29 protein-coding genes, 1 tRNA gene and 1 pseudogene are annotated in these 25,147 nt (G+C 66.1%); 27 read left to right on the top strand and 4 right to left on the bottom strand.

What is annotated here, in order from left to right; all coding sequences use genetic code 11:
• Nucleotide 1 precedes the first annotated feature (1 nt).
• Nucleotides 2-2,551: a transglycosylase domain-containing protein gene (locus tag CZ674_RS11740; protein ID WP_086992715.1), complete on the bottom strand. Its 2,550-nt coding sequence runs from the start codon at nt 2,549-2,551 to the stop codon at nt 2-4.
• Between the two features lie 43 nt (nt 2,552-2,594).
• Here CZ674_RS11740 and CZ674_RS14280 point away from each other — a divergent pair, with 43 nt between their 5' ends.
• Together CZ674_RS14280 and CZ674_RS11735 are read left to right on the top strand one after the other, a co-directional pair.
• Nucleotides 2,595-2,747 carry a hypothetical protein gene (locus tag CZ674_RS14280; protein WP_200810101.1) on the top strand — a complete coding sequence of 51 codons (153 nt, stop codon included), beginning with the start codon at nt 2,595-2,597 and terminating at the stop codon, nt 2,745-2,747.
• Nucleotides 2,744-3,202, top strand: coding sequence for a RidA family protein (locus CZ674_RS11735; RefSeq protein WP_086992714.1), 459 nt, complete (start codon nt 2,744-2,746; stop codon nt 3,200-3,202). Before CZ674_RS14280 ends, CZ674_RS11735 begins: the two co-directional genes overlap by 4 nt.
• Before the next feature lie 225 nt (nt 3,203-3,427).
• Here the strand turns inward: CZ674_RS11735 and acs are convergent, their stop codons facing one another.
• Nucleotides 3,428-5,371 (bottom strand): acetate--CoA ligase, encoded by a 1,944-nt coding sequence (gene acs / locus CZ674_RS11730; protein WP_086992713.1) that lies wholly within the window; start codon nt 5,369-5,371, stop codon nt 3,428-3,430.
• A 319-nt stretch (nt 5,372-5,690) separates the two neighbouring features.
• On the opposite strand from acs, the gene CZ674_RS11725 reads away from it, so the two are divergent.
• Nucleotides 5,691-6,695 carry a TadA family conjugal transfer-associated ATPase gene (locus CZ674_RS11725; RefSeq protein ID WP_234988568.1) on the top strand — a complete coding sequence of 335 codons (1,005 nt, stop codon included), beginning with the start codon at nt 5,691-5,693 and terminating at the stop codon, nt 6,693-6,695.
• Nucleotides 6,655-7,506, top strand: a complete 852-nt coding sequence (locus tag CZ674_RS11720) for a hypothetical protein (protein ID WP_086992711.1) — start codon at nt 6,655-6,657, stop codon at nt 7,504-7,506. The genes CZ674_RS11725 and CZ674_RS11720 overlap by 41 nt, the downstream gene beginning before the upstream one ends.
• On the opposite strand, the gene CZ674_RS11715 is transcribed toward CZ674_RS11720, so the two are convergent.
• On the bottom strand, nt 7,474-8,799 hold the full coding sequence (locus tag CZ674_RS11715) for a hypothetical protein (RefSeq protein WP_086992710.1): 1,326 nt from the start codon (nt 8,797-8,799) through the stop codon (nt 7,474-7,476). The two genes, CZ674_RS11720 and CZ674_RS11715, sit on opposite strands and share 33 nt — an antisense overlap.
• Before the next feature lie 157 nt (nt 8,800-8,956).
• Here CZ674_RS11715 and CZ674_RS11710 point away from each other — a divergent pair, with 157 nt between their 5' ends.
• The 8 genes from CZ674_RS11710 (at nt 8,957) to CZ674_RS11675 (ending at nt 16,199) form a co-directional block, all read left to right on the top strand.
• A complete protein-coding gene (locus CZ674_RS11710; RefSeq protein ID WP_086992709.1) occupies nt 8,957-9,121 on the top strand; it encodes a DUF4244 domain-containing protein in 165 nt (54 codons plus the stop codon).
• A 1-nt stretch (nt 9,122) separates the two neighbouring features.
• Nucleotides 9,123-9,422: a hypothetical protein gene (locus tag CZ674_RS11705; protein WP_086992708.1), complete on the top strand. Its 300-nt coding sequence runs from the start codon at nt 9,123-9,125 to the stop codon at nt 9,420-9,422.
• A gap of 4 nt (nt 9,423-9,426) precedes the next feature.
• Entirely contained in the window at nt 9,427-9,783 is a 357-nt protein-coding gene (locus CZ674_RS11700; protein ID WP_159456982.1) for an Rv3654c family TadE-like protein, read from the top strand.
• A 60-nt stretch (nt 9,784-9,843) separates the two neighbouring features.
• A complete protein-coding gene (gene topA / locus CZ674_RS11695; RefSeq protein WP_086992706.1) occupies nt 9,844-12,600 on the top strand; it encodes a type I DNA topoisomerase in 2,757 nt (918 codons plus the stop codon).
• A gap of 4 nt (nt 12,601-12,604) precedes the next feature.
• On the top strand, nt 12,605-13,228 hold the full coding sequence (gene tmk, locus CZ674_RS11690; RefSeq protein ID WP_086992705.1) for a dTMP kinase: 624 nt from the start codon (nt 12,605-12,607) through the stop codon (nt 13,226-13,228).
• A complete protein-coding gene (locus CZ674_RS11685; RefSeq protein WP_086992704.1) occupies nt 13,225-14,382 on the top strand; it encodes a DNA polymerase III subunit delta' in 1,158 nt (385 codons plus the stop codon). Before tmk ends, CZ674_RS11685 begins: the two co-directional genes overlap by 4 nt.
• A gap of 70 nt (nt 14,383-14,452) precedes the next feature.
• Nucleotides 14,453-16,063 (top strand): alpha/beta hydrolase, encoded by a 1,611-nt coding sequence (locus CZ674_RS11680; protein ID WP_143244735.1) that lies wholly within the window; start codon nt 14,453-14,455, stop codon nt 16,061-16,063.
• A gap of 63 nt (nt 16,064-16,126) precedes the next feature.
• A tRNA-Thr gene (locus CZ674_RS11675) sits at nt 16,127-16,199 on the top strand.
• 55 nt (nt 16,200-16,254) lie between these two features.
• Here the strand turns inward: CZ674_RS11675 and CZ674_RS14425 are convergent.
• Nucleotides 16,255-16,452: pseudogene (locus CZ674_RS14425) on the bottom strand (helix-turn-helix transcriptional regulator); the annotation flags it as partial.
• A gap of 89 nt (nt 16,453-16,541) precedes the next feature.
• Here CZ674_RS14425 and CZ674_RS11665 point away from each other — a divergent pair.
• The 15 genes from CZ674_RS11665 (at nt 16,542) to CZ674_RS11595 (ending at nt 25,036) form a co-directional block, all read left to right on the top strand.
• The gene (locus tag CZ674_RS11665; protein WP_086992702.1) at nt 16,542-16,724 is read left to right on the top strand and encodes a helix-turn-helix domain-containing protein; all 183 of its coding nucleotides are present in this window, start codon (nt 16,542-16,544) and stop codon (nt 16,722-16,724) included.
• Nucleotides 16,721-17,335, top strand: coding sequence for a helix-turn-helix domain-containing protein (locus CZ674_RS11660; protein ID WP_086992701.1), 615 nt, complete (start codon nt 16,721-16,723; stop codon nt 17,333-17,335). Before CZ674_RS11665 ends, CZ674_RS11660 begins: the two co-directional genes overlap by 4 nt.
• Entirely contained in the window at nt 17,332-17,595 is a 264-nt protein-coding gene (locus CZ674_RS11655) for a hypothetical protein (RefSeq protein WP_086992700.1), read from the top strand. The genes CZ674_RS11660 and CZ674_RS11655 overlap by 4 nt, the downstream gene beginning before the upstream one ends.
• A gap of 113 nt (nt 17,596-17,708) precedes the next feature.
• Nucleotides 17,709-17,927: a hypothetical protein gene (locus tag CZ674_RS11650; protein ID WP_159456981.1), complete on the top strand. Its 219-nt coding sequence runs from the start codon at nt 17,709-17,711 to the stop codon at nt 17,925-17,927.
• Nucleotides 17,928-18,030: 103 nt separating this feature from the next.
• The gene (locus CZ674_RS11645; protein WP_086992698.1) at nt 18,031-18,228 is read left to right on the top strand and encodes a hypothetical protein; all 198 of its coding nucleotides are present in this window, start codon (nt 18,031-18,033) and stop codon (nt 18,226-18,228) included.
• Between the two features lie 5 nt (nt 18,229-18,233).
• Nucleotides 18,234-18,602: an HNH endonuclease gene (locus CZ674_RS11640; protein WP_086992697.1), complete on the top strand. Its 369-nt coding sequence runs from the start codon at nt 18,234-18,236 to the stop codon at nt 18,600-18,602.
• Nucleotides 18,599-18,877, top strand: a complete 279-nt coding sequence (locus CZ674_RS11635; RefSeq protein ID WP_143244733.1) for a hypothetical protein — start codon at nt 18,599-18,601, stop codon at nt 18,875-18,877. The genes CZ674_RS11640 and CZ674_RS11635 overlap by 4 nt, the downstream gene beginning before the upstream one ends.
• Nucleotides 18,867-20,339: a terminase large subunit domain-containing protein gene (locus CZ674_RS11630; protein ID WP_159456980.1), complete on the top strand. Its 1,473-nt coding sequence runs from the start codon at nt 18,867-18,869 to the stop codon at nt 20,337-20,339. Before CZ674_RS11635 ends, CZ674_RS11630 begins: the two co-directional genes overlap by 11 nt.
• A 25-nt stretch (nt 20,340-20,364) precedes the next feature.
• A complete protein-coding gene (locus tag CZ674_RS11625) occupies nt 20,365-21,546 on the top strand; it encodes a phage portal protein (RefSeq protein WP_086992694.1) in 1,182 nt (393 codons plus the stop codon).
• A gap of 2 nt (nt 21,547-21,548) precedes the next feature.
• Nucleotides 21,549-23,099, top strand: coding sequence for an HK97 family phage prohead protease (locus CZ674_RS11620; protein WP_086992693.1), 1,551 nt, complete (start codon nt 21,549-21,551; stop codon nt 23,097-23,099).
• Nucleotides 23,100-23,101: 2 nt separating this feature from the next.
• Entirely contained in the window at nt 23,102-23,416 is a 315-nt protein-coding gene (locus CZ674_RS11615) for a hypothetical protein (protein ID WP_086992692.1), read from the top strand.
• Nucleotides 23,413-23,787, top strand: coding sequence for a hypothetical protein (locus tag CZ674_RS11610; protein WP_086992691.1), 375 nt, complete (start codon nt 23,413-23,415; stop codon nt 23,785-23,787). The genes CZ674_RS11615 and CZ674_RS11610 overlap by 4 nt, the downstream gene beginning before the upstream one ends.
• 11 nt (nt 23,788-23,798) lie before the next feature.
• Nucleotides 23,799-24,311, top strand: coding sequence for a hypothetical protein (locus tag CZ674_RS11605; RefSeq protein WP_086992690.1), 513 nt, complete (start codon nt 23,799-23,801; stop codon nt 24,309-24,311).
• Between the two features lie 2 nt (nt 24,312-24,313).
• Nucleotides 24,314-24,724 carry an HK97 gp10 family phage protein gene (locus CZ674_RS11600; protein ID WP_086992689.1) on the top strand — a complete coding sequence of 137 codons (411 nt, stop codon included), beginning with the start codon at nt 24,314-24,316 and terminating at the stop codon, nt 24,722-24,724.
• Nucleotides 24,725-24,736: 12 nt separating this feature from the next.
• Complete coding sequence (locus CZ674_RS11595) at nt 24,737-25,036, top strand: hypothetical protein (protein ID WP_086992688.1); 300 nt, start codon at nt 24,737-24,739, stop codon at nt 25,034-25,036.
• The last annotated feature ends 111 nt before the right edge of the window (nt 25,037-25,147 follow it).

The raw sequence follows: 25,147 nt of genomic DNA, 5'->3' as shown, positions 1-25,147 counted from the left end.
GTCAGCAGCTGGCAGCAGTGCCGTCGGAGTTGCCTCCGAGCACCACCGAGATCGGGTCGCCTGGGCTAGCGCTGCTGCCGGCGGCCGGGTTCTGGGCCAGCACCTGACAGCGTTGACCCTCGTTGCCCGGATACCAGGTGATCTGAATGTTCGCCCTGCTGAATCCGGCCCCGTCGATGGCGCTCTGCGCCTCGGAGTACTGCATGCCGACGATGTCGGGCCACACAGACCCGTCGCTCTCGGCCTCATCGTCATCCTCGTCGGTCTTCGAACCGTCAGAGGGGTAGATGGTGATCGGGGTCTGCTTCGAGACCGGGGTTCCCTGACCGGGGGCCGTGTACTCGACGGTGCCCTTCGGGTTCGAGCCCTCGACCTCGTCGCCGATCGAGACGTTCTCGTAGCCGGCGTCTTCGAGCTCCTTCTTGGCGTCGTTGACCTTCATGCCGGTCACGTCCTCAAGCGGCGATGCGTCGCCCATGAGGGTCTCGGCGTCGGCTTCCTTGAACTCGCCACCGGGGTAGAGGCTCACGGCTGCCTGCATCGCGGGTCGGAACACGCGCTGCGGGTTGTTCCAGAGGTCGATCAGCACCTGGTTGCCCTGGATGTTTCCGGTCCAGACTGCAGTGGCGACCTTGGGGCTTGCCCCGATGATCCAAAGCTGCTCGGAGTTCTCAGCGGTACCGGTCTTCGAGATGATCGGCTCGGCGACGTTGGGGTTGTTCTCGCTGTTTCCGGCCGTGACCTGCTGCAGCACGTGCTGCATGGCGGTTGCGGTCTTCGACTCGATGGCGCGCTCGCAGTTCTGCGGCGGCACCGGGATCTCATTGCCTTCGCGGTCCTTGATCTTGTCGATTGCCATCGGGTCGCAGTGCACACCGTCGTTCGCGACGGTCTGGATGGCCTCGGCCATCGACAGCGGCGCGATGCCCTGGCTTCCGCCGATGAGGGCGGAGGGCACGAGCTCGAGATCGCCGCCTGGGTCGGCGGCCGGCTTGATGCCCATGGCGCTCGCTGTTGCCTGGATGTCGACGAGGTCGAGTCGGGATGCCATCTCGATGGTGCCGGTGTTGAGCGACTTCACCATGATCTGTGTGGCGGTCTGGTTGCCGTAGTTCATGTCGCGGTTGTAGTTCAGCACGTCGTACGATTCGCCGTACGGCTGCCCGTTGACCGTGATCATTCGTGGCTTATTGCTTGCGTCGACTGACTCGTTCACGCTGTGGCCGGAGGCGATCCACTCGGCGAGCGTGAAGATCTTGTAGGTCGAGCCCGGCTGGAATCCGGTCGACCCTCCGTACGGATATGTCGTGTTGAAGTTGATGCCTGTTCCGGTGTTCGGGGCATCTTCTCGGTTGTCATACTCCTTGTTCTGAGCCATCGCGAGGATGCGCCCAGTGCCGACTTCGAGCATGCTCACGGCGCCACCCGACTGCCATCGGGTCTCGTCCTGCGGAACGACTTCGCGCAGGTCTTCTGTGACCTGGTCGTTCAGCTCGAGGTCGATCGAGGTGTAGATCTTGTAGCCGCCCTGATCGAGCGCCTGGAGGTTGGCCTCTGAGCTCGTGCCGAAGATGTGCTGACCGTAGACCTGGTCCTGCTTCAGCACGTGCTGCACGTAGTCGCAGAAGTAGCGAGCCGACTCGTAGCCGGCGATGCAGCCGCTTGGCGACGGGGAGTAGTTGACGTACTCGTCGTCGACGGGAATGGCGGAGTACTCGTCGTACTCGTCTTGGGTGATGTAGTCCTCGGCGAGCATCTGCGACAGGATCCAGTTGCGTCTGTCTTCGTTCGCCTCGAAGTTATCGGGGTTCAGCAGCGAGATGGTGCTCGGCTCTTTCACGGTGGCCATGAGCGATGCCGCCTGCGCCGGGTTCAGATCCTTCGCCGGGATGCCGAAGATCTCCTGCGACGCAGCCTGGATGCCGTACACCGTGCCGCCGAAGTTGGCGATGTTGAGGTAGGCGAGCAGGATCTCGTTCTTCGTGTACTCGCGCTCGAGGCCGATGGCCAGCTTGATCTCGCGAAGCTTGCGGTTGTAGTCCTCTGACTGCTGTTCGTCGATGGTCTCTTGGTCGCCGCGCAGGAAGGCGTCCATGATGACCTGCTGGCGCACCAGCTGCATCGTCAGGGTCGAGCCGCCCGAGTCGCCTCCGAGGCCCAGCTGCGACAGCACAGCGCGTGCGAGGGACTGCGTGTCGACGCCCGAGTGCGTGTAGTAGCGACGGTCTTCTGCTGCGATCGCGGCGTTCTGTGCGTGCTCTGAGACCTGCTTCAGCTCGACAGCCTGGCGGTTCTGGTTGAAGAAGCGGGCGATCTCGACGTTCTTGCCGTCTTTCTTGCCGTAGATGACGTTTCGCTCGACCTGCTGGTTGATCGTTGCGTAGGCTGGCAGAGCACTGAAGAGATCGAGGCCACTGGTCGTCGCAGCAGCAGTCACAGCGAGTCCCGGTGTGATGGTGGCAGCGACGAGCAGGCCCGCGGCAACACTGAAGCCGATGAGGCCCAGGAAGTTGCTGATCAGGCTGCCTGGCTTGAATTTACGCGCAGTCATGGGTGCAAGACTACGCGATCAACCTATGAAAAGGGGATGGGCAATGACGCTATGGGAGTACGTGACAACACCGCTGCTGTTGCACAAAGAGGCTGCGATCCTGAACAACTGGGGCGCTGAAGGCTGGGAGCTCGTGCACATCGGTGCCGGGCCAGAAGGCGGCATGGTCGCATTCATGAAGCGGCCGAAGCAGTGAGCGCGGTCGAGAAGCTCGCCGAACTCGGCTTCGAGCTGCCCAAGGTCGCGGCGCCGGTTGCCGCCTATGTTCCGGCCGTCGTGACGGGCAACCTGGTGTTCCTGTCGGGCCAGCTGCCCTTCGTCGACGGCGAGCTGCCGCGCACCGGCTACGTCGGCGGCGATGTGACGCCCGACGAGGCCAAGGATCTGGCGCGCATCTGCATCCTCAACGGCCTGGCTGCGATCGACGACGCGATCGGGTCGCTCGACCGCGTCACCCGCATCGTGAAGGTCGGCGGCTTCGTCGCCAGCGCGTCGGGCTTCACAGGCCAGCCCGGTGTCATCAACGGAGCATCCGAGCTGCTCGGCGAAGTGTTCGGCGATGCCGGGCTGCACGCTCGCGCCGCCGTCGGCGTTGCTGAGCTGCCGCTGCAGTCGCCCGTCGAGGTCGACCTGATCGTCGAGTTCGCCTGAGGGATTCCCTGGCTTTCTGCACTCCAAAGGGAGTGCAGATTGCCGGGCCGCCGCATCCGTGTTCTCCGAAGGGAGTGCAGATTCTGGTGGGGTTCTCCAAAGGGAGACGGATGCGCGACAAACGCCGAAAGGGAGCTGTTTGGGCTCCCTTTCGGCGTTTTGTCTCCTTTTGGAGTGAGGCTGGCGAAACTGATCTCCAAAGGGAGTTCAGCATCGCATGAGCCGCTACCGCATCTGCTCCTGAATGGCCTTGACCACTGAAGCGTCGGCAAGCGTCGTCGTGTCGCCGATTTCGCGGCCCTCGGCGAGGTCGCGCAGCAGCCGTCGCATGATCTTGCCCGATCGGGTCTTCGGCAGGTCAGGCACAATGAACACCTGACGCGGCCGGGCGATCGCACCGATGTCGGAAGCCACGTGCTTGCGCAGCAGCGCCTCGCCCTCTTCGACGCTGAACGACTCGGCGAAGCGCTCCTTGAGAATCACGAATGCAACCACTGCCTGGCCGGTCGCCTCATCGGCAGCGCCGACCACAGCGGCCTCAGCGGTCGACTCGTGCCCGACAAGGCTCGACTCGATCTCGGCCGTCGAGAGACGGTGCCCCGAGACGTTCATCACGTCGTCGACACGACCGAGCAGCCAGATGTCGCCCTCGGGATCGATGCGCGCGCCGTCGCCCGCGAAGTACTTGTCGCCGAACTTGTCCCAGTAGGTCTCCTGGTAGCGCTTATCGTCGCCCCAGATCGTGCGCAGCATGGCCGGCCACGGGCTCGAGATCGTGAGCAGACCGCCCTGCCCCTCGGGAACAGGCTCGCCCTTCTCGTTCAGGATCTCGATGTCGATGCCAGGCAGGGCCCGCTCGGCGCTTCCCGGGGTCAGTTCGGTGATGCCAGGCAGCGGTGAGATCATGATCGCGCCGGTCTCGGTCTGCCACCAGGTGTCGACGATCGGCGCGGTGCCAGCGCCGATGACCTCGCGGTACCACATCCATGCCTCGGGGTTGATGGGCTCGCCTACCGTGCCCAGCACGCGGATGCTCGAGAGGTCGCTGCCCTGCGGGTACTCGCGGCCGATCTTCATGAACGAACGGATGGCCGTGGGCGCCGTGTAGAAGACGGTGACGCCGTAGCGCTCGATCATCTGCCACGGGCGGTGCGGCGTGGGGGTATCGAAGGTGCCCTCGTTCATCACCTGGGTCGTGCCGTTGGCCATCGGGCCGTAGACGACGTAGCTGTGGCCGGTGACCCAGCCGATGTCTGCCGTGCACCAGAAGACGTCGGTCTCTGGGTGGATGTCGAACACGGCCTTGTGCGTGTACGCAGCCTGCGTCAGGTAGCCGCCGGAGGTGTGCAGGATGCCCTTCGGGTTTCCGGTGGTGCCTGAGGTGTAGAGGATGAACAGCGGGTGCTCGGCCTCCATGCCCTCGGCCACGTGCTCGGGCTCGGCGTCTGCCATCGCGTCGTGGTACCAGACGTCGAGGTCGTCGTTCCAGTCGATCTCGTTCTCGCCGCGGCGCACGACCAGCACGTTCTCGACATTGTGGCCGGGCTTCTCGAGCGCCGTGTCGACCGTGGGCTTGAGCGCGAAGACCTTGCCCTTGCGGTTGAAGCCGTCGCAAGTGATGACCACCTTGGCGTCGGCGTCGTCGATGCGCATGCGCAGGTTCTGGGGGCTGAAGCCGCCGAAGACCGTCGTGTGGGTTGCGCCGATGCGAGCGCAGGCCAGCATCGAGGCGACCGCCTCGGGAATCATCGGCAGGTAGATGGCGACGCGGTCGCCCTTCTTGACGCCCATCGAGAGCAGCACGTTCGCGAGGCGCTTGACCTCGGCGGTCATGTCGGCGTAGGTGATGGTGCGCTTGTCGCCGGGCTCGCCCTCCCAGTAGAAGGCGACGCGGTCGCCGTTGCCGGCTTCGACATGCCGGTCGAGGCAGTTGTAGGCGACGTTGATCTTGCCGTCCTGGAACCACTTGGCGTGCGGGGGCTGCCAGTCGAGCACTTCGGTGAAGTCCTCGTGCCAGTGCAGCTCGCGGGCGCGCTTCGCCCAGAACTCGAGTCGGTCGTCGGCAGCCTCGGCATAGTGCGACTCGTCGACGAGTGCGTTGCGCGCGAATTCCTCGGTCGGCGCGAACCTGCGCTTCTCGTTCATCAGGCTGTCGATGGACTCGTTCATCACTGCTCCCTTGCTAGTGGTCTACCCAACGGAGCCTACCTGCCAGAACGTTTCGGCAACAGTCGACGCGGGCGGAATCAGTGTGGCACTTCGCCAGGCTGGATACCATTGAGGCCGGCGACCAGTTCGCCGATGCTGACGCAAGCATGGATTCCCCCAATCCCAATGCGTCTGGCGGCGCCCGATCCCCCAATTCCGGGCGCCGCCACCCATCAGCACTGCGGCGGCACACGGATGGGGTGCTCTCCACAAGCGGGCACTCTCCACACCCAGCCGCTCGGCAGGCGGTCGTGTCGCGCATCCGTGCATGATCCATGGCATGGGCCGAGACCAGCAGATTCCGTTTGTTCCGGGAGGAGCACTCGACGACGCACCGTTCGGCGGCGCTGGCCGGCGAGGCCTGCCGCTCGAGTTTGCCGAGCTGCTGCCGCTCGTCGCAGACCCCGCCGTCACCGACGTGTTCGCTTCGTCTGAGGGCGTCTGGGCTGACGACGGGTCGGCCCTTCGCAAGCACGCACTGAAGCTCGGCGAACGACGGGTTCGCGAGCTCGCGGTCGAGCTGGTCGGCGCGGGCGGCCGGCACATCGACGAGGCGTCGCCGTGCGTGGATGTGCGGCTCGGCGAAGGCGTGCGCGTGCACGCGGTGCTGTCGCCGGTGGCAGTGGGCGGCACGCAGCTGTCGATTCGGCTGCCGTCGGGAATGAGGCCGAGCCTTGCCGAGCTGGAGCGCCTGGGTGCGTTTCGCGCTGTGCCGCTGCAGCGCATCCGCTCGCTGGTCGAGCGCCGTGTCAACACGCTGATCGTCGGTGCAGGAGGCAGCGGCAAGACGACGCTGCTCGCGGCGATGCTCGGCGAAGTGCCGCCTGACGAGCGCATCGTGACGATCGAAGACGTGGCAGAGCTTCGCATCGAGCATCCCCATGTCGTAGCGCTCGAGTCGCGACAGGCGAACGTCGAGGGAGCCGGCGAGATCTCGCTCTCGCGGCTCGTGCGCGAGTCGCTGCGCATGCGTCCAGACCGGCTGGTGCTGGGGGAGTGCCGCGGGCCCGAGGTGCGCGACCTGCTGATGGCGCTCAACACCGGGCACGACGGCGGCGCCGGAACCCTGCACGCTAACTCGCTCGCCGACGTCGCGTCGAGGCTCGAGGCCCTCGGCGCTCTGGCCGGACTCTCACAGGAGGCGATGGGGCGCCAGGTCGCGAGCGCGATCGGCGCCGTCGTGCACGTCGAGCGCGTCGCAGGTCGACGCGGAGTCGCCGCTATAGGAGAGGTGGTGATGCGGGGTGGCCACCTCGAGATCGTCGAAGCAGCCGAGCACGCTTGATGACGCAGCCGCGGCCGTCGAGCGGCTGGCTGCGCTCGTGCAGGGCGGCATCGGCGTCGACCGGGCCCGCACCTACCTCGACGACGATCCGCTGGCACCCGGCCGGTCTGGTCCGGAGGCGGCGTTTCCGCGGGCGGCGCTCGCGGTCGCGAAGGAGTCAGGAGCCGGGATGGCCGGGGCGCTGCAGGCCATCGGCGACGGTCTCCGAGAGCGCGCCAAGCAGGCCCGTGACCTCGACACTGCGCTGGCCGGGCCGAAGGCGACGGCAAAGCTCGTCGTGGCGCTGCCGATGCTGGGACCGGTGCTCGCGTTTGCGCTCGGACTGAATCCGATCGCCGCGATGACCGGGTCGCCGATCGGCGTGATCGCGGCGCTCGCGGGCACGGGGCTGCTCGTGCTGGCATGGTGGTGGAGCAGGCGCATCGTGACGGCCGCGTCGAAGCAGGAGCGAGCGGCCGGGCTCCAGCTCGAGCTGCTCTCGATCGCGCTTCGCGGCGGCATGTCGATGCGCGGTGCTCAGGCCCTGGTCGAGCGCGCCCTCAGAGACGAAGACATTGAGCTCGTCGACACCGAGGCCGTTGCGTCGGTGGCCGATCTCGCGAGCAGAGCGGGCATCCCCGTGCGCGGTCTGCTGGAGGCGGAGGCGCGGGCTGCGCGGCGCGCGACAGTGCAGCAGGGCGAACAGCAGGCGGCGAAGGCAGCCGTCATGCTCACCGTGCCGCTGGGAGTCTGCGTGCTGCCGTCGTTCGTGCTGCTCGGAGTCATCCCGTTCGTGCTGTCAATCGTCTCGGGGCTCTCGCTGCCCGTCTGACGACCGCTCTCGCTCCAGCTGCTCGCGCATCTGCACGGCACTCGCTGAGCGCGCTCCGACGAAGTCGATCTTCTCGAACGGAACGACGATCCCGGGCAGCTCGCGCTGCCAGCGGGTGATGCGCCTCCAGAGCCGGGTCGTCGACGCAGCTTCGCACAGCCACGCGGCGACGAAGAGCGCGACGCCGACCGGCAGAAGCTGCGTGAGCGGTGCGAGAGGCGCGAGGTCACCGGGCTCTGAGTGCACCGGAAACTCGCCAGGCACCGTCCACAGCGGGGTGAGGCCAATGCCGATGGCCGCGGTGCCGGCGATCACCAGCAGCGTCGCCGCCACCTGCAGCGGTCGTCGCCGCGCGATCTCGGCCTCGATGACCGTGCGCTGCTCTTCCGCAGAGATGGCGTCGCGCAGCAGCGACAGGCTCTCGCGGCTCGCGGCGGCCGAGTGCGCGGCTCCCGCGATCTGCACGATCAGCAGTCGCACCGCGAAGCCCACGACGACAGCGGCGAACATCACGAGCAGCACGAATGCGAAGACAGAGAAGTCGTTGTCGACGAACTGGCCGCGCTGCAGCGTCTCGTTTCCGGCGACGAGGAGGCCACGCGCCGGCCACGCGAGCAGCATCAGGACGGCTGCGGCATTGATCGCGCCCCTGAACCGGCTGGGCCGTGCGCCGTCGGCGTTCTGCCTGCGCTTCTTCGCGGCGCTTTTCTTCTTGGCCGGAACGCGGGCAATGAGCTCGGGACGCACGAACGCGAGCTGCTCGAGCTGCCTGTTCCATGCACGCGAGGCGACGCGGGCGAGCAGCAGCATGATCGCCGAGAACGCGACGAGACTCCACGAGGCGACTGCGATGACGGCGAAGGTCTCGTCGCTGCCCCGTGCCTCGAGGGTGCTGACCCACGCGACCACTATGAGGAGGACCATGCCTATCCAGCCCGACAGCGTCACCGCAGTCGTGCTGAGCTGCGGCACAGGAGGGAGGCCCCTCGGCTCTGTGCCTGACTGGGCCATGCCGGTCGCGAGTCGCAGGCGCCGCAGCGTGGGCGGCCATTCGAGCGCAGTGGCCATGAGCCCCGCCCAGCCCGCGACGAACAGCAGCACGACCCCGACGATCCCCACGTTGAGCGGAACGATCGACATCCAGGCGATGCCTGCGATGCCCGAGTACGGGGTGCCCACGATGAAGACGAGGGCTGTGAGCCCGATGGCAATGCCAGCGCCTGCGATCTGCACGAGCACGCGCCACAGCGACGACGAGAAGGCCCACCACAGTGACGTCGGCAACGGCTGCATGCTCTGCTCCTTCGAGAGTCTGCGCCAAGCCTATGCTGACCGCCCGCACACTCCACAGGCCGCGCCTCTGCACAGGCTGCGCGCATCCGCCCCGTTCTGCTCCCCCAGCCCCGACACTGGTGCCGCGACACGGTGTCGCAGATATGAGGAGGAAGACATGTGGCAGAAGCTAGCTGACGATGAGGGCGCGGCGACGGCCGAGTACGTCATCGCGACGATGGCAGCGGTCGGATTCGCCGGCCTGCTGGTCGTGATCCTGCGCAGCGACGAGGTGCGCGAGGTGCTCACCGACATGGTGCGGAATGCGCTCTCTATTCCATAGGATGCGCGGCGAGCTCGGCACGGTCACTGCCGAGCTCGCCACTGCCGCGCCGGCGGTGCTCGCGGTCGTCGCTGTGGCGATCGCGGGCGTCATGGCCGGCGCCCAGCAGGTCGCCCTCGAAGCGGCCGCCGGTGACGCTGCGCGTGCTGCGGCTCGCGGCGACGACCCGGCAGCGTACGCGGGGTCGGCAGCCGTGCACGTCGAAGGGGGTGTCATCGTCTGCGTCGTGCTCGAAGAGACAGCGCTGCACGGGGCACTCGTGCTGCGGGCGAGGAGCTGCGCGGATGCACGGGGCTGGTAGGCGAGTGGCTGCGGCAGCAGCGGGCGAGAGGGGCTCTGGCGGCGTGCTCGCACTCGTCGTCGTGATGGCTGCGGTGACGGTCGCGCTGCTGGTGCTGACCGGCACCGTGCTGCAGGCGGCGCGCGCCAAAGCCGCGAGCGCTGCCGACTCCGCGGCCCTCGCCGGCGCGACTGCGACAGCAGGATTCACGACCGACGAGCCGTGTGCCGCCGCGGCAGCTGTCGCCGACGCCAGCGGGGGAGCGGTTGTCGAATGCCATGTGACGGGTACTACAGTTACGGTAGTTTGCGAGGTGCGTCTCGGTGGCGTGCCCGTGCTCGCTGAGAGCGCGGCCGGTCAGCCGACAGAGGATCCACCGTGAAATGTGCATCGACGGATGCACCCGCCGCACGAAGCGGCTTGTTAGGAGCGATGAGACGACGTGGCAAAGGCAACGACTGAGAAGACGGGCACGACGCTCGTCATCGTGGAGTCCCCCGCCAAGGGCAAGACGATCGAGAAGTACTTGGGCGAGGGCTACAAGGTGCTGGCGTCTGTAGGCCACATCCGTGACCTCGTGAGCCCCAAGGAGCTTCCGGCCGACCTGAAGAAGGGGCCCTTCGGCAAGTTCGCCGTCGACATCGAGAACGGCTTCGAGCCCTACTACGTCGTGGGCGCTGAGAAGAAGAAGACGGTCACCGAGCTCAAGCGCGCGCTCAAGGATGCCGACGAGCTCATCCTCGCAACTGATGAGGACCGCGAGGGCGAGGCCATCGCGTGGCACCTGCTCGAGGTTCTGAAGCCCAAGGTTCCCGTCAGCCGCATGGTCTTCAACGAGATCACCAAGGACGCCATCCAGCACGCTCGCGAGAACACCCGCGAGATCAACATGCCGCTGGTCGACGCTCAGGAGACCCGCCGCATCCTCGACCGCCTCTACGGTTACGAGGTGTCGCCGGTGCTGTGGCGCAAGGTGCGTGCAGGCCTGAGCGCGGGCCGCGTGCAGTCGCCGACCGCTCGGCTCATCGTCGACCGCGAGCGCGAGCGCATGGCGTTCGTGTCGGCCGACTACTGGTCGCTGAAGGCTGAGTTCGAAGCCGAGTCGCAGGTGTTCCCGGCCAGGCTCGCGAAGCTCGACGGCGTCAAGATCGCCCAGGGCAGCGACTTCAACGACGCCGGTGAGATCCAGGGCGTTCGCGAGCGACTCTCCGCTGAGGGCATCGAGAAGCTGGCGGCCGAGCTGAAGGATGCCGCCTACCGCGTCGCAGGCGTCGACTCCAAGCCCTACCGCCGCCGCCCATCCGCTCCGTTCATGACCTCGACGCTCCAGCAGGAGGCCGGTCGAAAGCTCAAGTTCACGGCCAAGCAGACGATGTCGCTGGCGCAGGGGCTGTATGAGAACGGTTACATCACCTATATGCGAACCGACTCGCCGAACCTGTCGTCGCAGGCGATCTCGGCGGCTCGCAAGCAGGCGACCGAGCTCTACGGTGCCGGCTCGGTTCCCGACAAGCCCCGCCTCTACTCGGGTCGCTCGAAGAACGCGCAGGAGGCGCACGAAGCCATTCGCCCCGCCGGTGACACCTTCCAGTCGCCGAAGCAGCTGGCCGGCAAGGTCAGCTCGGGCGAGCTGAAGCTGTACGAGCTGATTTGGAAGCGCACCGTCGCCAGCCAGATGATCGACGCGACGGGTCAGACCGCGACCATCACGATCGACTCGTCGGCGACCAGCAGCGGCGTCGCGCAGTTCAGCGCGAGCGGCACGGTCATCACCGAGCCCGGATTCCTGCAGGCGTACGAGGAGTCGTCTGAGAAGTCGCGCTACGACGACCAGGATCAGGGCAACACGAAGCTGCCCGACGTGCGCGAGAACGACTCGCTCGGGCTCGAGAGCATCGAGACGAAGTCGCACTCGACGACGCCTCCTCCCCGCTACACGGAGGCCAGCCTCGTGAAGGCGCTCGAAGAGCTCGAGATCGGTCGCCCGTCGACGTATGCGTCGATCATCGACACGATCCTCAGACGCGGATTCGTCACCCTTCGCGGCGGCGCCCTCGTGCCGAACTGGATTGCGTTCTCGACGATCAAGCTGCTCGAAGACAACCTCGGCGAGCTCGTCGACTACGACTTCACGGCATCGATGATGAACGACCTCGACGAGATCGCCGACGGCTCGGCCGACCGCGTCGACTGGCTGACCGGGTTCTACTTCGGCAACGAGACGCACAAGGGCCTGCGCGACACGGTTGCGGGCATCGGCGATGTCGACGCCCGCGAGGTCAACTCGATTCCGGTTGCCGAGGGCATCACGCTGCGCGTGGGCCAGTACGGCCCGTACCTCGAGGGAACCGACGAGAAGGGCGAGCTGAAGCGAGCGAATGTTCCTGAAGAGCTTGCTCCCGACGAGCTGACGCCCGAGAAGGCGACCGAGCTGTTCAACGCGCCGAAGCAGGAAGACCGGGTGCTCGGCCAGCACCCCGAGACCGGACTCGACATCGCGGTGAAGAACGGTCGATTCGGCCCCTACATCGAAGAGGTCGTGCCCGACAAGGTCGATCCCGAGACCGGCGAGGTCAAGGCGAAGCCGAAGAACGCGCCCAAGCCGCGCCGAGCATCGCTGTTCAAGCGCATGGAGCCTGAGACCGTCGACTTCGAGACCGCCCTGCAGCTGCTGTCGCTGCCGCGCACGGTCGGCACCGACCCCGACACCGGCGAGGAGATCCAGGCGCGCCCCGGCCGCTACGGGCCGTTCCTGACTCGCGGCGCAGACACGCGCTCGCTCGACAACGAGGACCAGCTGCTGACCGTGACGGTCGAAGAGGCCGTCGAGCGGTTCAAGCAGCCGAAGTACGCAGGGCGCAAGGCTGCCAGCGCGCTCAAGGAGTTCGACAACGACCCGGTCTCCGGCAAGCCGATCAAGGTGAAGGACGGCCGATTCGGCCCGTACGTCACTGACGGCACCACGAACGCCACGATCCCGCGCGGCGACAGCGTCGACGAGATGACGTTCGAGCGTGCGGTCGAGCTGCTGCAGATCAAGCGCGACAAGGGGCCGGCCAAGAAGCCTGCTGCGAAGAAGGCACCCGCCAAGAAGGCACCTGCGAAGAAGCCGGCAGCGAAGAAGCCGGCGGCGAAGAAGGCTCCCGCCAAGAAGCCCGCTGCCAAGACGGCAGCCGCAAAGAAGACGACGAGCGAGTAGCGCGGTGAGCGGCCTCTTCATCACCTTCGAGGGCGGCGACGGCTCGGGCAAGTCGACGCAGTCGAGGCTGCTCGCAGACTGGCTCGCGCAGAGCCGCGAGGTCGTGTTCACGAGAGAGCCGGGCGGCACCGAGCTCGGCGCCGAGATCCGCAGCCTTCTGCTGCACACGGGCGGTCACATCACCGACCGCGCAGAGGCGCTCCTCTACGCCGCCGACAGGTCGCACCACATCGCCACAGTCGTTCGGCCGGCCCTCGAGCGAGGCGCCGTCGTGCTGCAGGATCGCTACTTCGACTCGTCGGTCGCGTATCAGGGCGAAGGGCGCGAGCTCGAGCCGAACGACATCCGCGACCTCTCGCTCTGGGGCACCGAGGGGCTCATCCCCGACGTCACCGTGCTGATCGACCTGCCCCCGGCAGTCGGACGCGAGCGGCTCGCAGCCCGCGACGAGACGCCGGATCGCCTGGAGGCTGCAGGCGACGACTTCCACGAGCGCGTGCGACGCGCCTACCTGCGGCTGGCAGAGGCCGAGCCAGACCGATTCCTGGTGCTCGACGGAACCGAGCCGATCGACTCGCTGCAGCAGCGCATCCGCGACCGTGTCTCAGCTGTGCTGGAGCAGGCGTGAACCTCTGGGACGACATCGTCGGCCAGACGCGTGCGGTGTCGACGCTGCACTCGGCGGCGAGCGGTGCAGACGGATCGTCGAGCACCCTCACGCACGCGTGGCTGGTGACGGGACCTCCGGGCTCGGGCCGCTCGAACCTGGCGTTCGCTTTCGCCGCCGACCTGCTGAGCCCGACAGCCGGCGAACATGACGAGGGCGCGCACCGGCAGGTCGCAGCCCGCACCCACGCCGACCTCATCGTGCTCGGCACTGAAGGCGTCATCATCCCCGTGACGGCTGCCCGCGAGGCTGCCCGGCGCGCGAGCTTCGGCCCGTCGTCGTCACGGCACCGCGTCGTCATCGTCGAAGACGCCGACCGCATGAGCGAGTCGGCCGCGAACTCGCTGCTCAAAGCGATCGAAGAGCCCCCCGAGCAGACGATCTGGATTCTCTGCGCCCCCAGCGAGGCTGACGTGCTGCCGACCATCCGCTCGCGCTGTCGCTCGGTGATGCTGCGTGTGCCGTCAGCAGACGATGTGGCACGGCTGCTGAGCGAGCGAAACGGCGTCGACCCCGCCCTGGCGCTCACGGCGGCGCGCGAGGCGCAGAGTCACATCGGCATGGCCCGCAGGCTTGCAACAGACGCGGATGCGCGGTCTCGGCGAGCAGAGACGATCGACACGGCCCTGCGCATCCGCAGTGTCGGCACAGCTGTGCTCGCTGCCGAGGCGTTCATGGCGATCGCGACAGCGGATGCGAGCTCGCTCGACGAGGAGCAGCTGGCATCGGAGGAGGCGAAGTTCCTGCGTCAGCTGGGCATCGAGCCGGGCGGAACTGTGCCGCGTCAGGTGCGCGGCTCGCTGACGCAGTTTCGCAAGGACCAGAAGAACCGCGAGAAGCGCGGGGTCCGCGATGGCGTCGACCGCATTCTCGTCGATCTCATGAGCCTGTTTCGCGACGCCCTACTGGTCGCGATCGGCGTCGACGAGCAGCTGGTCAACGAGTCGGCACGCGAGGGCATCGCCGTCTTCGCGCGCGAAGCCGGGGCCGAAGGTGCGCTTGCCGTGCTCGAAGACCTGTCGATCGCACGCGACCGCGTCGGCTCGAACGTGCCCGCGCTGCTGGCCATGGAAGCGGCGCTCGTGACCGTCTCGACGGCCCGAGCCGAGCGCTGAGAGCAGCCCGCCGTTGGGGAAATCCACAGCGGTGTAGACCAGGATGGCCTGAGACGAAAGGACTCCACTCGTGCATTCCAGAACCTTCGCCAGGAGGGCATTCTCTGCAGTCGCCATGGTGAGCGCTGCGGCCGTCGCCCTGACGGGCTGCGTGTTCGTGCCGGCGCTGCTGAACCCGCCGACCGGCCCGGTTGATCCGACCGACCCGACGAGCACCGAGGGCTTCGATCCGACTCAGGGTGTCGATGAGGCGCTCGTGCCGTTCTACGAGCAGGAGGTCGAGTGGAGCAGCTGCGAGGGCGGCACCCAGTGTGCGGTCATCGAAGCTCCCATGGACTGGTTCAATCCCGACCCCGACAAGACCGTCGAGGTGCACTTCAACGTGCAGGAGGCCACCGGCGAAGCGCAGGGGCACCTGCTGTACAACCCGGGCGGCCCCGGCGCATCGGGCTTCGACTACGTCGCGCAGTTCGCCGACTATCTCGTGCCGCCTGAGATCCGCGAGTCGTATAACCTCGTCGGCTTCGACCCCCGCGGTGTCGCGCGGTCGACGCCCATCACCTGCTACGACGACCCCGAGACGCTCTACAACTGGATGTTCTCGACGCACGACGGCGACGAAGCGCCCAAGTACGACGACACCGACTGGCTCAGCGACGAGGCTCTCGACCAGTCGCGCGAAGGCGCCAAGGAGTTCGCCGAGGCGTGCGAAGAGCACACGGGCGAGGCCATCGGCTACTTCGGCACCGAGCAGGCCGCGAGCGACATGGACCTGATCCGCGCGCTGCTCGGCGAGGAGCAGCTCGACTACTACGGCGTCTCGTACGGCACGCTGCTGGGTGCGACCTACGCTGGACTGTTCCCCGAGAACGTGGGCCGGTTCGTGCTCGACGCAGCGGTGTCGCCCGAGTCGACAGACGCTGACGGCACGCTCTTCCAGGCGAAGGGCTTCGAGCTTGCGCTCGGCAACTTCCTCGAGGACTGCATCGCCGGGTCAGACTGCCCGATCGACGCATCGAGCAGGCAGGGCGCGCTCGACGAGATGACCGAGCTGTTCGACGAGCTCGACAAGAAGCCGCTCAAGGGCTCGAACGACCGACTGCTCGGCGGCAGCAACTTCTTCACGTCGATTGCCGCGAACCTCTACGCCGAGTTCCAGTGGCCGGTGCTGCGCGAGATCATCGGCGACGTCATGGACGGCGACGCCACCAGCGCATTCACCGCCGTCGACGAGTACTACGGAGTCAACCCCGACGGCACGTTCGTCGACAACTCGTTCGAAGCGCTCGTCGGCATCAACTGTCTCGACTACGCGCCCGAAAGCGACTACGACGTGATCCGCGACAACGCCGAGATCGTGCAGGAGGAGGCCCCGACAGTCGGCCGATACTTCTCAGGGCTGTCGTCGTGCCTCGACTGGCCGAACGCGGGCTCGCGCGACCAGTCGAAGATCGAGGCGCCCGGCGCCAACCCCATCATCGTGATCGGCGGCATCAACGACCCGGCCACGCCGTACGAGCAGTCGGTCTCGCTGGCTGACCAGCTCGAGTCGGGCGTGCTCATCACGGTCAGCGCCGAGGGCCACGGCCAGTACGGACAGGGCAATGCGTGCGTCGACGGCCCGGTGTCGAACTACCTGCTGACAGGAGATGCGCCGACGGCAGACATCGACAACTGCTAGCGTCTGGGCGCGGCATCGTGGGCGGATTTTTTCCGCTATGATTGGTAGCCGTGCCCAGCGCACGCCGCCTTAGCTCAGTCGGCAGAGCGATTCACTCGTAATGAATAGGTCGGCAGTTCGATTCTGCCAGGCGGCACAGTGGCCCCGTCATCATCAGGTGACGGGGCCTCGCCCGTCTTGATCCACTGCAACGGCACACCGCTTCGCAGCGCCCACGCCCGCAGCGTTATCTCACGCGGCCGCGTCGCGCCGCGCTCGGCACTTGAGACGCTATTGCGCGACACGCCCAACGACTCAGCGAACTCAGCTTGCTCGAGACCAGTTATCTCGCGAGCTCGCTGTAGCCGGTGCCGCAGCTCCCAGCCCGGCACGATCCCGACATCTTGCATGTTTGTCATACGACAAATCATAGCAGTGTGCTACGACACGACCTAGAGAAGTTACTGTGCGTACGCACAATTTAGGCTAAGTTGTGCGTATGACAAACAACGATCTCACGACCAGCCAGGTCGCCGAGCGCCTCGGTGTCACGCGGCAGCTCGTGCTCTGGATGGTCAGGCAAGGACGCCTGGCGCCTACTCAGAAGCTCCCAGCATCGAACGGTACTTACCTCTTCGCCGAGGCTGACGTTGCAACCCTCGAGCAGGAGCGGTCGGCATGAGCATCGAGACGATGGTGATCGCGATGCACCACTCAAAGTCGACGGGGGCCGCGCGCATGGTGCTCGTCGGCATCGCGAACCATGACGGCGACGGCGGCGCATGGCCCGCTATGGCGACGTTGGCGAAGTACGCGAACGTCGACCTGCGCACGGCACGCAAGGCCGTGAGGAGGCTCACAGACCTCGGAGAGATTGAGGTCATGTTGCAGCGTGGCGGCAACGGCAACATCGAGGACTACCAACGCCCGAACCTCTACAAGTTCACGCTGACGTGCCCTCCCGACTGCGACCGGACGAAGAATCACAAGACCCGAGACAGCATCTCAGTGGAGCCTCTGACGAGTTATCCACAGCCCCCGGGGGAATTGCCAGGGGAGGGCAATTTATACCCCCGGGGGGGTACACAAAGGCCCCCCAAAACGTCCCCTAACCCCGTAACTAAAGATCTAAAGAACAACTCACCTAGTAACCGTGCGCGCGAAGCGTGGACGAAGTGCGAGACGAACTACCCCGACCCCCATCGCATCAACCGACGCCTAGGGCTCTGCGCCGACTGCCTCGAACCACTCGCGACCATCACATCGCCCAACCGAAAGGAGGGCGACGCATGAGCGCCCACGACCCTAAGATCGCAGTCCTCGACGACTTCGAACAAGTACACGAAGCAGCACTCCGCATCAGCGGCGTACGCCTCACCGACCGCGACTACCTCACCGTCATTGACATCGCGAACACCGTCGACCGAGTCATCGCCAAGATCGCGCCCATGCAACTCACACCAGCCGGCCTCCGCTTCTACGCCCGATGCGCCGAAGCCTACGGCCGAGTCCTGCGACGCATCGACCCAGCACGACAGGAGCAGGGAGCATGAGCGCTTGCATAAGCCGGGAAGGAGAGTACAGCGACCACGCGCCCAACGGTCGGTTCGAATGCGTCAGATGCGGCGACTTCGACGTCCCAGGTATGCTCGCCGCTCTTCGCGCAATGACAGCCGAACGGGCAGCGCTCAAGGCTTCAAGTCCCGCCAAGATCGCTCTCGAAGTGGACGCCGATCTCGTCCACGAAGTCATCGCGGCGGCCGAGTATGGCCTCGAGGCGCGCGGCCGCGCGTGGCCGGCTGGCTGGCCCCCCAGCATGTGCCGGCAGCAAGCAGCCGCCCGCGAGCTCGCAGAACTCCTCGAAGAAGCAGAACTCGCCCAATGATGCCCCTCGAACACTTCGAACAGTGGTACGCCCTCGCCCTCTGCGCCGCCGGCACCGCAGCCCTCGGCATCGCCTACGCCACCCGCAACCGAAAGAAGAAGCCATGACCCTCACCGAAGAACTCCAGCCCACGTTGCACGAGCGCAGCACAGCCGAACTCGAGCAGCTCGTCGAGGTCACGCACATCGCGATCACCGACGCCCAAGACCTCCTCGAGATCGTCCGGGACGAGCTCACCGCGCGCGGCCGCGCTTACACCGCCGAGGAAGTCTCAGCTATAATCCGAGGCCAGGAGGTCTAGACGACATGGCAAAGCACTCAGCGAGAGGCTCATCATGGGATGCGCAGCGTAAGCGCGTCCTCGATCGCGACGGCTGGACATGCCAGCGATGCGCGAAGCCTCTCGCTGGTGCTGACGCCACGGTCGACCACATCGAGCCCATCGTCCTCGACCCCGGCCGCGAGTACCGTGACGACGAGCTGCAAGCCCTCTGCCGCCGCTGCAACGGTGTCAAGTCCGACCGAACCGCCGAGCGCACGCCCTGGCTCAACCCCGCCTGGATCGCCGGCGTCGTCGCCCAGGTCGCCGCGCCTTTTCTGGGAGGCCCCAGGGCACCCCGCCCCCAACTCGCATTTTCACAAACGGGACAAAATATTTCTGAGGTGACCGCGTGAACGAGCTAGTTGGGCTCGAGATCGAGCGAATATCGGGGAGGTTCTCACAGGCAGTGGAGAAGTTCTTGGGGAATGCCCCCTACCTCTCCGACGAGCACCTCCCGAGCATTGTGTCGCTGCAAGCGATCGCCGAGGAGCTCGACAGCGGCAAGGTGACGCCGGCAATGCTGGCTCAGTTCGGCCTCACGCATCGAGCGCTGCTCAAGGCGAACCCCGAAGCCGCAGCGCACGACGACGAGGTCGACCAGATCATCGAGCGCGCGCGTGCCAGCTAAGCAACTTTGCGAGAAGTGCCGTTCGAGCGGCTGGCCTCCCACTCGGCACAGCCCCCCACTGTCTGAGGAGTTCCCCTCGCATGGCGACTGGCTCCTCAAGCTCATCGACCTCGTCTGGCGCACGCCCGACGGCACCCGCCTGAACCTCGACGAGTACCAGCGCCACCTCATCCGGCACGTTCTCGAGGTGTATCCCGCCGACCACGCCCGAGCCGGCCGCCTCCGCTATCGGCAAGTCGTCATCAGCCTCGCGCGGCAGAACGGCAAGAGCGTCATCGGCAGCATCTTCGCCCTCTATGGTCTCCTCCGCGAGGCCGGCGCGCTCGTCATCGGCATCGCCTCCAGCAGCGAGCAAGCACGCATCATCTACAAACGCCTCATGGCCGCGATCGACGGAGACAAGCGCCTCCGACGCAGATTCGCCAGACTCACCGACACTCGAGGCATCAGCAGCCACGACGGCGGCGTCTACGAGATCAAGCCGTCGAAGTCGGCAGCAGTCCAGGGCCTCGACGTATCCGTCGGACTCGCCGACGAGCTCCACATCCTGCCGGCCGCGCTCTGGACTGACATGGTCAACGGATCACGCGCACGCCGCAACGGCATCGTTATCGGCTACACCACCGCCGGCAACGACGAGTCCGAGCTACTCCTCCGCCTCTACGAAGACACCGAAGACCCCAACATCGGCGAGCGATTCGGCTATTTCATCTGGGAAGCCCCCGAGGTTCGCGTCCCCGACGATCGGCACACGCGAAGGCACTACATCCTCGAGGCGAACCCCGCAGCCGCAGACGGCCGCCTCGACGCCGAAGACATCCTCGACGACATCGAGACCATGCCCGAGCATGAGATCGTCCGATATGTTTTCAACCGATTCGGCGCATCCTCCTCGACGTTCATTACCGCCGCCGTCTGGCAGCGCGTTCGCCGGCCAGCCGGCTCGAAGTTCCCCCGGCACTTGCCGGCCTGGATATCGATCGACCGTACTCCCGAGTGGTCATGGGCCTCGATCGTTGCATCCGTCCAAGACGACGACGGCATCATCTGGACAGAAGTGGTTGCATCCCTCGAGCGTCCGGACGTAGACATGCTCGAGCGCGTCGCCCACGACCTAGGAACGAACTACGGCCCCGCCGGCTTCATCATGGACGCCCTCAGCCTCGGCGAGCTCGCCGACCGCCTCAAGGGCAAGGGATACAACGTCATCAAGGGCACCCTCGGCCACGCCACGAACGCCGCCACGCGCTTCTACGCCCGAATCGCAACCCGCACACTCCAGCACGCCGGAGACGCGCTCCTCGACGTGCAGATACCCCGAGCAGTTCGCAAAGACGTGGGAGAGTCCTTCCGCATCAGCCGCAAGGACTCCAGCGTCGAAGTCGACACCACGATCGCGACCGCATACGGCGTGCTCGCAGCCGAAACCAGCACCCGACACGCCGAAGTGCAAGTGTTCTGAGAAAACCTCGTCTATAGTCCCTGGTATGGGACTCCGAGAATGGCTCACAGGGCAACCGTCGCTCGCTGTACCGACCGCAGCGAAGCGAGCCGAGTCGCTCGAGCCCGGCCCCAACAAGCCCCACCTCGCCGCCGCGCGCGTGCAGCCGCCGCCCCGCGAGAAGACCGACCGCAGCGTCTCGATGGGTAAGGCCCTCAGCCTCTCGATGGTCTACCGCGCAGTCTCGATCCACATCATCAGCGCCAAGCAGCTCGGCATCGACGTATCTCGCACCGACGCTGAGACCGGCGAAGAGACCACGATCCCGACCCCGACGATCATTCGCCGCCCCAACCCGTTCGCGTCCCGCTCGCAGTTCATCGAGCAGACCGTCGGATCACTCGCCGGCAACGGCAACGCCTACTGGCGACTCCAGCGCGACGACGCCGGCAACCTCCGCAACGTCGAGGTGCTCAACCCGCTCGACATCGTCATCCGTGCCGACCGCAACGGCCACGTCGACCGCTACGACTACCGAGGCCGAACCTATAAGCCCTCCGAGATCGAGCACCTCACGCTCCTCCGAGTACCAGGCAGCGCCTACGGTCTCGGCCCGATCCAGGCAGCACAATCCGAGCTCGCCGGCGCGCTCGATCTCCGCGACCACGCGCACAACTTCTTCCTCGGCCCTGGAGGCCAGCCCACCGGCATCCTCAAGACCGACTCGGCCCTCACGACCGAAACCGCCAACAGCATCAAAGAGCGCTGGGATCAAACCCAAGGCGGCACTCGAGGTATCGCAGTCCTCGGACACGGCGTAACCTACAGCCCCGTATTCGTGAGCCCGCGTGACGCGCAGTTCATCGAGTCACAAGAGTTCACGACGACGCAGATAGCGCGACTCTTCGGCGTCCCCGCGTCGCTCATGCTCGCCGCCGTCGAGGGCAACTCGCAGACCTACTCCAACGTCGAACAGGACTGGATCGGGTACGTCCGATTCAGTCTCATGCAGTACCTCATCGAGATCGAGGACGCGCTCACGAACCTCCTGCCGCGAGGTCAGCGCGTGCGCTTCAACATCGACGCGCTCCTCCGCTCCGACACCAAGACACGGTACGAGGCGCACGAGATCGCGATCCGGGCCGGCTTCCTCACCGTCCCCGAGGTTCGCGACCTCGAGAAATACCCCCCGCTCCGACCTCAGCCCGTCAATGAAAGCGCAGCCTAATTATGACTGACCACATCCGCACCGGCCTCGTCGAGATCGTCGGCACCGACGACGAGACCCGCACAATCACCGGCATCGGCGTTCCCTGGGAGCAGACAGTCGAAATCAACGACTGGTTCGGCTCCTACAACGAGCGCTTCCAGCGCGGCAGCGTCGAAGTCGACGGCAAGGTCATGTTCTTCTACCGCCACCGCGAACCGATCGGCCCCGTCATCGACTTCGAGGACACCGACGACGGTTGGAAGTTCCGGGCTCGGTTCTCCGACACCCAGGCCGGCAACGACGCCTACGCCCTCGCCCGCGACGGCGTCATCGACACGTTCTCCATCCGGTTCGACCCGATCGAGCACCTCACCGACGACGAGACCGGCGACATCATCCGCACGCGCGTTCGAGTCTCTGAGGTGTCGCTCGAGCCGTTCCCCGCCTACTCCGACGCCCGACTCGAAACTGTCCGAACCAAGACCGAAAGGCCCACCATGACCACCAACGACACTGTCGACACTGTCGACACCGAGGCTCGCAGCCAGCTCGACGAGCTCGAACGCAAGTTCATCTCTTTCATGGATCGCGACCTCAACGCCGCACCCCGCGAGGAGGCCCGCAGCGCAGCAGCCATGCTCCGCGCGATCGCCAGCGGCGATGAGGCAGCGATCAACCGCTACAACGAAATGCAGCAGGAGGCCCGAGAGTTCGCCGGCGGCACCACCGCTGACGCGCCCGTCAAAGACGCCTGGGTCGGCGACCTCACCCGCATTTTCGACAACACCAGCGGCGCGCTGTCCAACTTCTTCGGCTCGAAGGCCCTGCCCTCAACCGGCATGAACATCGAGTACGCCGAGCTCGAATCGGTCACCGTCGAAGTCTCCGAGCAGCTCGAAGAAGGCGACGACCTGCCGCTCGGCAACGTCAAGCTCCGCACCAAGACCGCGCCGGTTCACACCTACGGCGGCGCGTCGCTCCTCTCGCGCCAGGCGATCGAGCGCTCCAGCCTCCCCGTGCTCCAGCGCACCCTCGACGCCCTCGCAGTCGCGGCAGGTAAGACGAAGAAGCTGAACGTCGCCAACGCCTTCGAAGCAGCTCTCACGGCCCGCGCCTCCGACGCCGTACTCCTCGAGGCCGACACCTGGCAAGCATGGACTGACCTCGTCATCGACGGCGGCGTCTACTTCGACGACCTCGGCTACGGCATGGAGGCCCTCATCGTCTCCACTGACGTATTCAAGACCATCAAGAACGCAGTCGCAGCCGACGGCCGCCCGCTCCTCACGCTGTCCAACAGCGGCGCAAACACGGTCGGAAAGCTGAACGTCGCCGGCCTCTCCGGCGACCTCGTCGGCCTCAACGTATTCGCAGTGCCGAGCCTGGCAGCCTCCACGGCCGCATTCGCGAACCCGGCAGCGCTCACCGCCTACGACTCGCCCCTGGTGCAGCTCCAGGACGAGAACGTCCTCAACCTCACCAAGGCATACAGCGTATACCGCTACGGCGCAGTCGCGAACGAGGTTCCGGCAGCGATCCTCCCGATCGACGTGACCACGGCCGGCGCATAGTCATGGCCGAGGATCGCACGCTCGCTGACCGCCTCGCGGTCTACGTCAACGCCGAAGCCACCGACGCATTCATCCCCGAGTGCGCCGAGACGGCCGAGGTGCTCATCGACGGCTACGTCGGCAGCGCCGAGGTGCCGGACAAGGTGCGCGAGCGTGCGATCCTCGAGGTCGGCAGCGAGCTCTACAACCGACGCAACGCCCCCAACGGAATCGCGCAGTTCGCGACCCCGGACGCCGCACCGATCCGAGTGGCCCGAGACCCGCTCGTCGGCGCGTACCCCATTCTGCGCCACTACGTCGGCATCGGTGCAGCATGAGTAGCCTCAAGACGATCCGCGAGCTCGCCGAGACAACACTCAAGGATGCCGGCCTCAACGCCTACGCCTATGTTCCCGGCAGGATCGCGCCGCCGTGCGCAGTCATCCAGGCCGGCGACCCCTACATCGAACAGGCCGAGACGTTCATCGAGCACGTCATCCGCCTCGAGATCGTCATCGTCCTCCGCGCTGGCGACAACCGGCGAACGGCGACCGACCTCGACGAGTACCTCGAGACGCACATCGACGCGCTCGACGAGGCCGGCTTCCTGGTGCAGAACGTAACCCAACCCACCCCGATCACCTGGAACAGCACCGACTACCCCGGCGTCATCGTCACCGTGACGCATGACTTCACCCTCAATAACTAGGAGCACCCAAAATGGCAAAGAGCCCAGTAATCCGAGGCAAAGACCTCGGCATCACGATCGACGGTGTCGACCACTACTGTGACATTCGCTCAGCGATTATGTCGTCGGAAGATGGAGACACGGACGCTGTCACATTCTGTGACCCCAGCGGCAGCCGGCAGCACTTCTTTACCCTCAGCGCGAACCAGTCGACCGCTGACGGCTCATTCTGGCGAACGGTATGGGAGCACACCGGCGAGGAAGTGCCGTTCGTGTACGCCCCGCACGGCAACGTCGAGGCCAGCGCAGACGAGCCGCACTTCACCGGAATGTTGACGATCGGCCCCAAGCCCGACCTCGGCGGCCAGGCTGGCCGAACGAACGTCTACAGCTTCGAGACCCGATTCGACATCACAGGAGAGCCCGAGCTCGTCGCCACCGGCTCCACACTGCCGGCGCGGGCCGACGCAGCACGCGCCATGTCGACAACGTCGACGACCGCGTCGAAGTCGACCACGAGCAAGACCACGAGCAAGGCAGCCTAGTCATGGTCGAGGCGGCCGATCACACCTACACCGGCGGCCCCGTAAAGGTCACCGTCAAGGGTCTCGGCCGCCTCAACCGCGCGCTCGCTCGCGCCGGCGTCGACGCGCAGAACATGCGCGATCTCATGCACGAGATCGGCATGATCGCCGTGCGCGACGCTCAAGGCCGCGTACCAGTCGACTCCGGCCGGCTCCGAGAATCAATCCGATCCGGCCGAGGCAAGACCAAAGCCGTCGTTCGCGCCGGCGGCGCACGCATCCCCTACGCCGGCGTCATCCACTACGGCACCCCAGATAACGCCTACCAGCCGAGCCCGTTCCTTCTCACGGCGATCCAGGCGCAGCGCGGCGCGATCCTCAACCGCTTCAACCAAGGCGTCGGCGACATCCTCGCCGGCGCAGAACTCAAGTAAAGGACAACCAGCATGGACAAGCTCACCATTGACTCGCCGCTCACCCTCGGCGAAATCGAGTTCGTCGAGGACACCTCCGGCCTCGCGATCGAAACGATGGGCGACCCCGAGCGGCCCAAGATGAAGTTCGTGATCGCCCTCGTGACCGTCCTCAAGCGCCGCGAAGACGGTGACTGGACGATCAAGAACACCCGCGAACTCGCGTTCACCGACCTCCAGAAGCTCATTGACCTCGGCGACGATTCGACGCTCCTGGCCCTCGGCATCGCTGAAGAAGTCGAGGTCGCCGACGAGGCCACCAAAAGCGACTAGTTTTCGCGACCGCATGGCGCAATTCGCCGTTCATCTCCACTACACCCCGGCCGAGTTCTACGCGCTGACCTGGCCCGAATACGTCGCGATCAACCGAGCACTCTACGAAAT

Origin of the sequence: Agrococcus casei LMG 22410 (assembly GCF_900163565.1) — a bacterium.
Taxonomy (GTDB): domain Bacteria; phylum Actinomycetota; class Actinomycetes; order Actinomycetales; family Microbacteriaceae; genus Agrococcus; species Agrococcus casei.
Note: the sequence above shows the minus strand (reverse complement) of the source record. Positions and strands in the feature narration are given on the sequence as shown.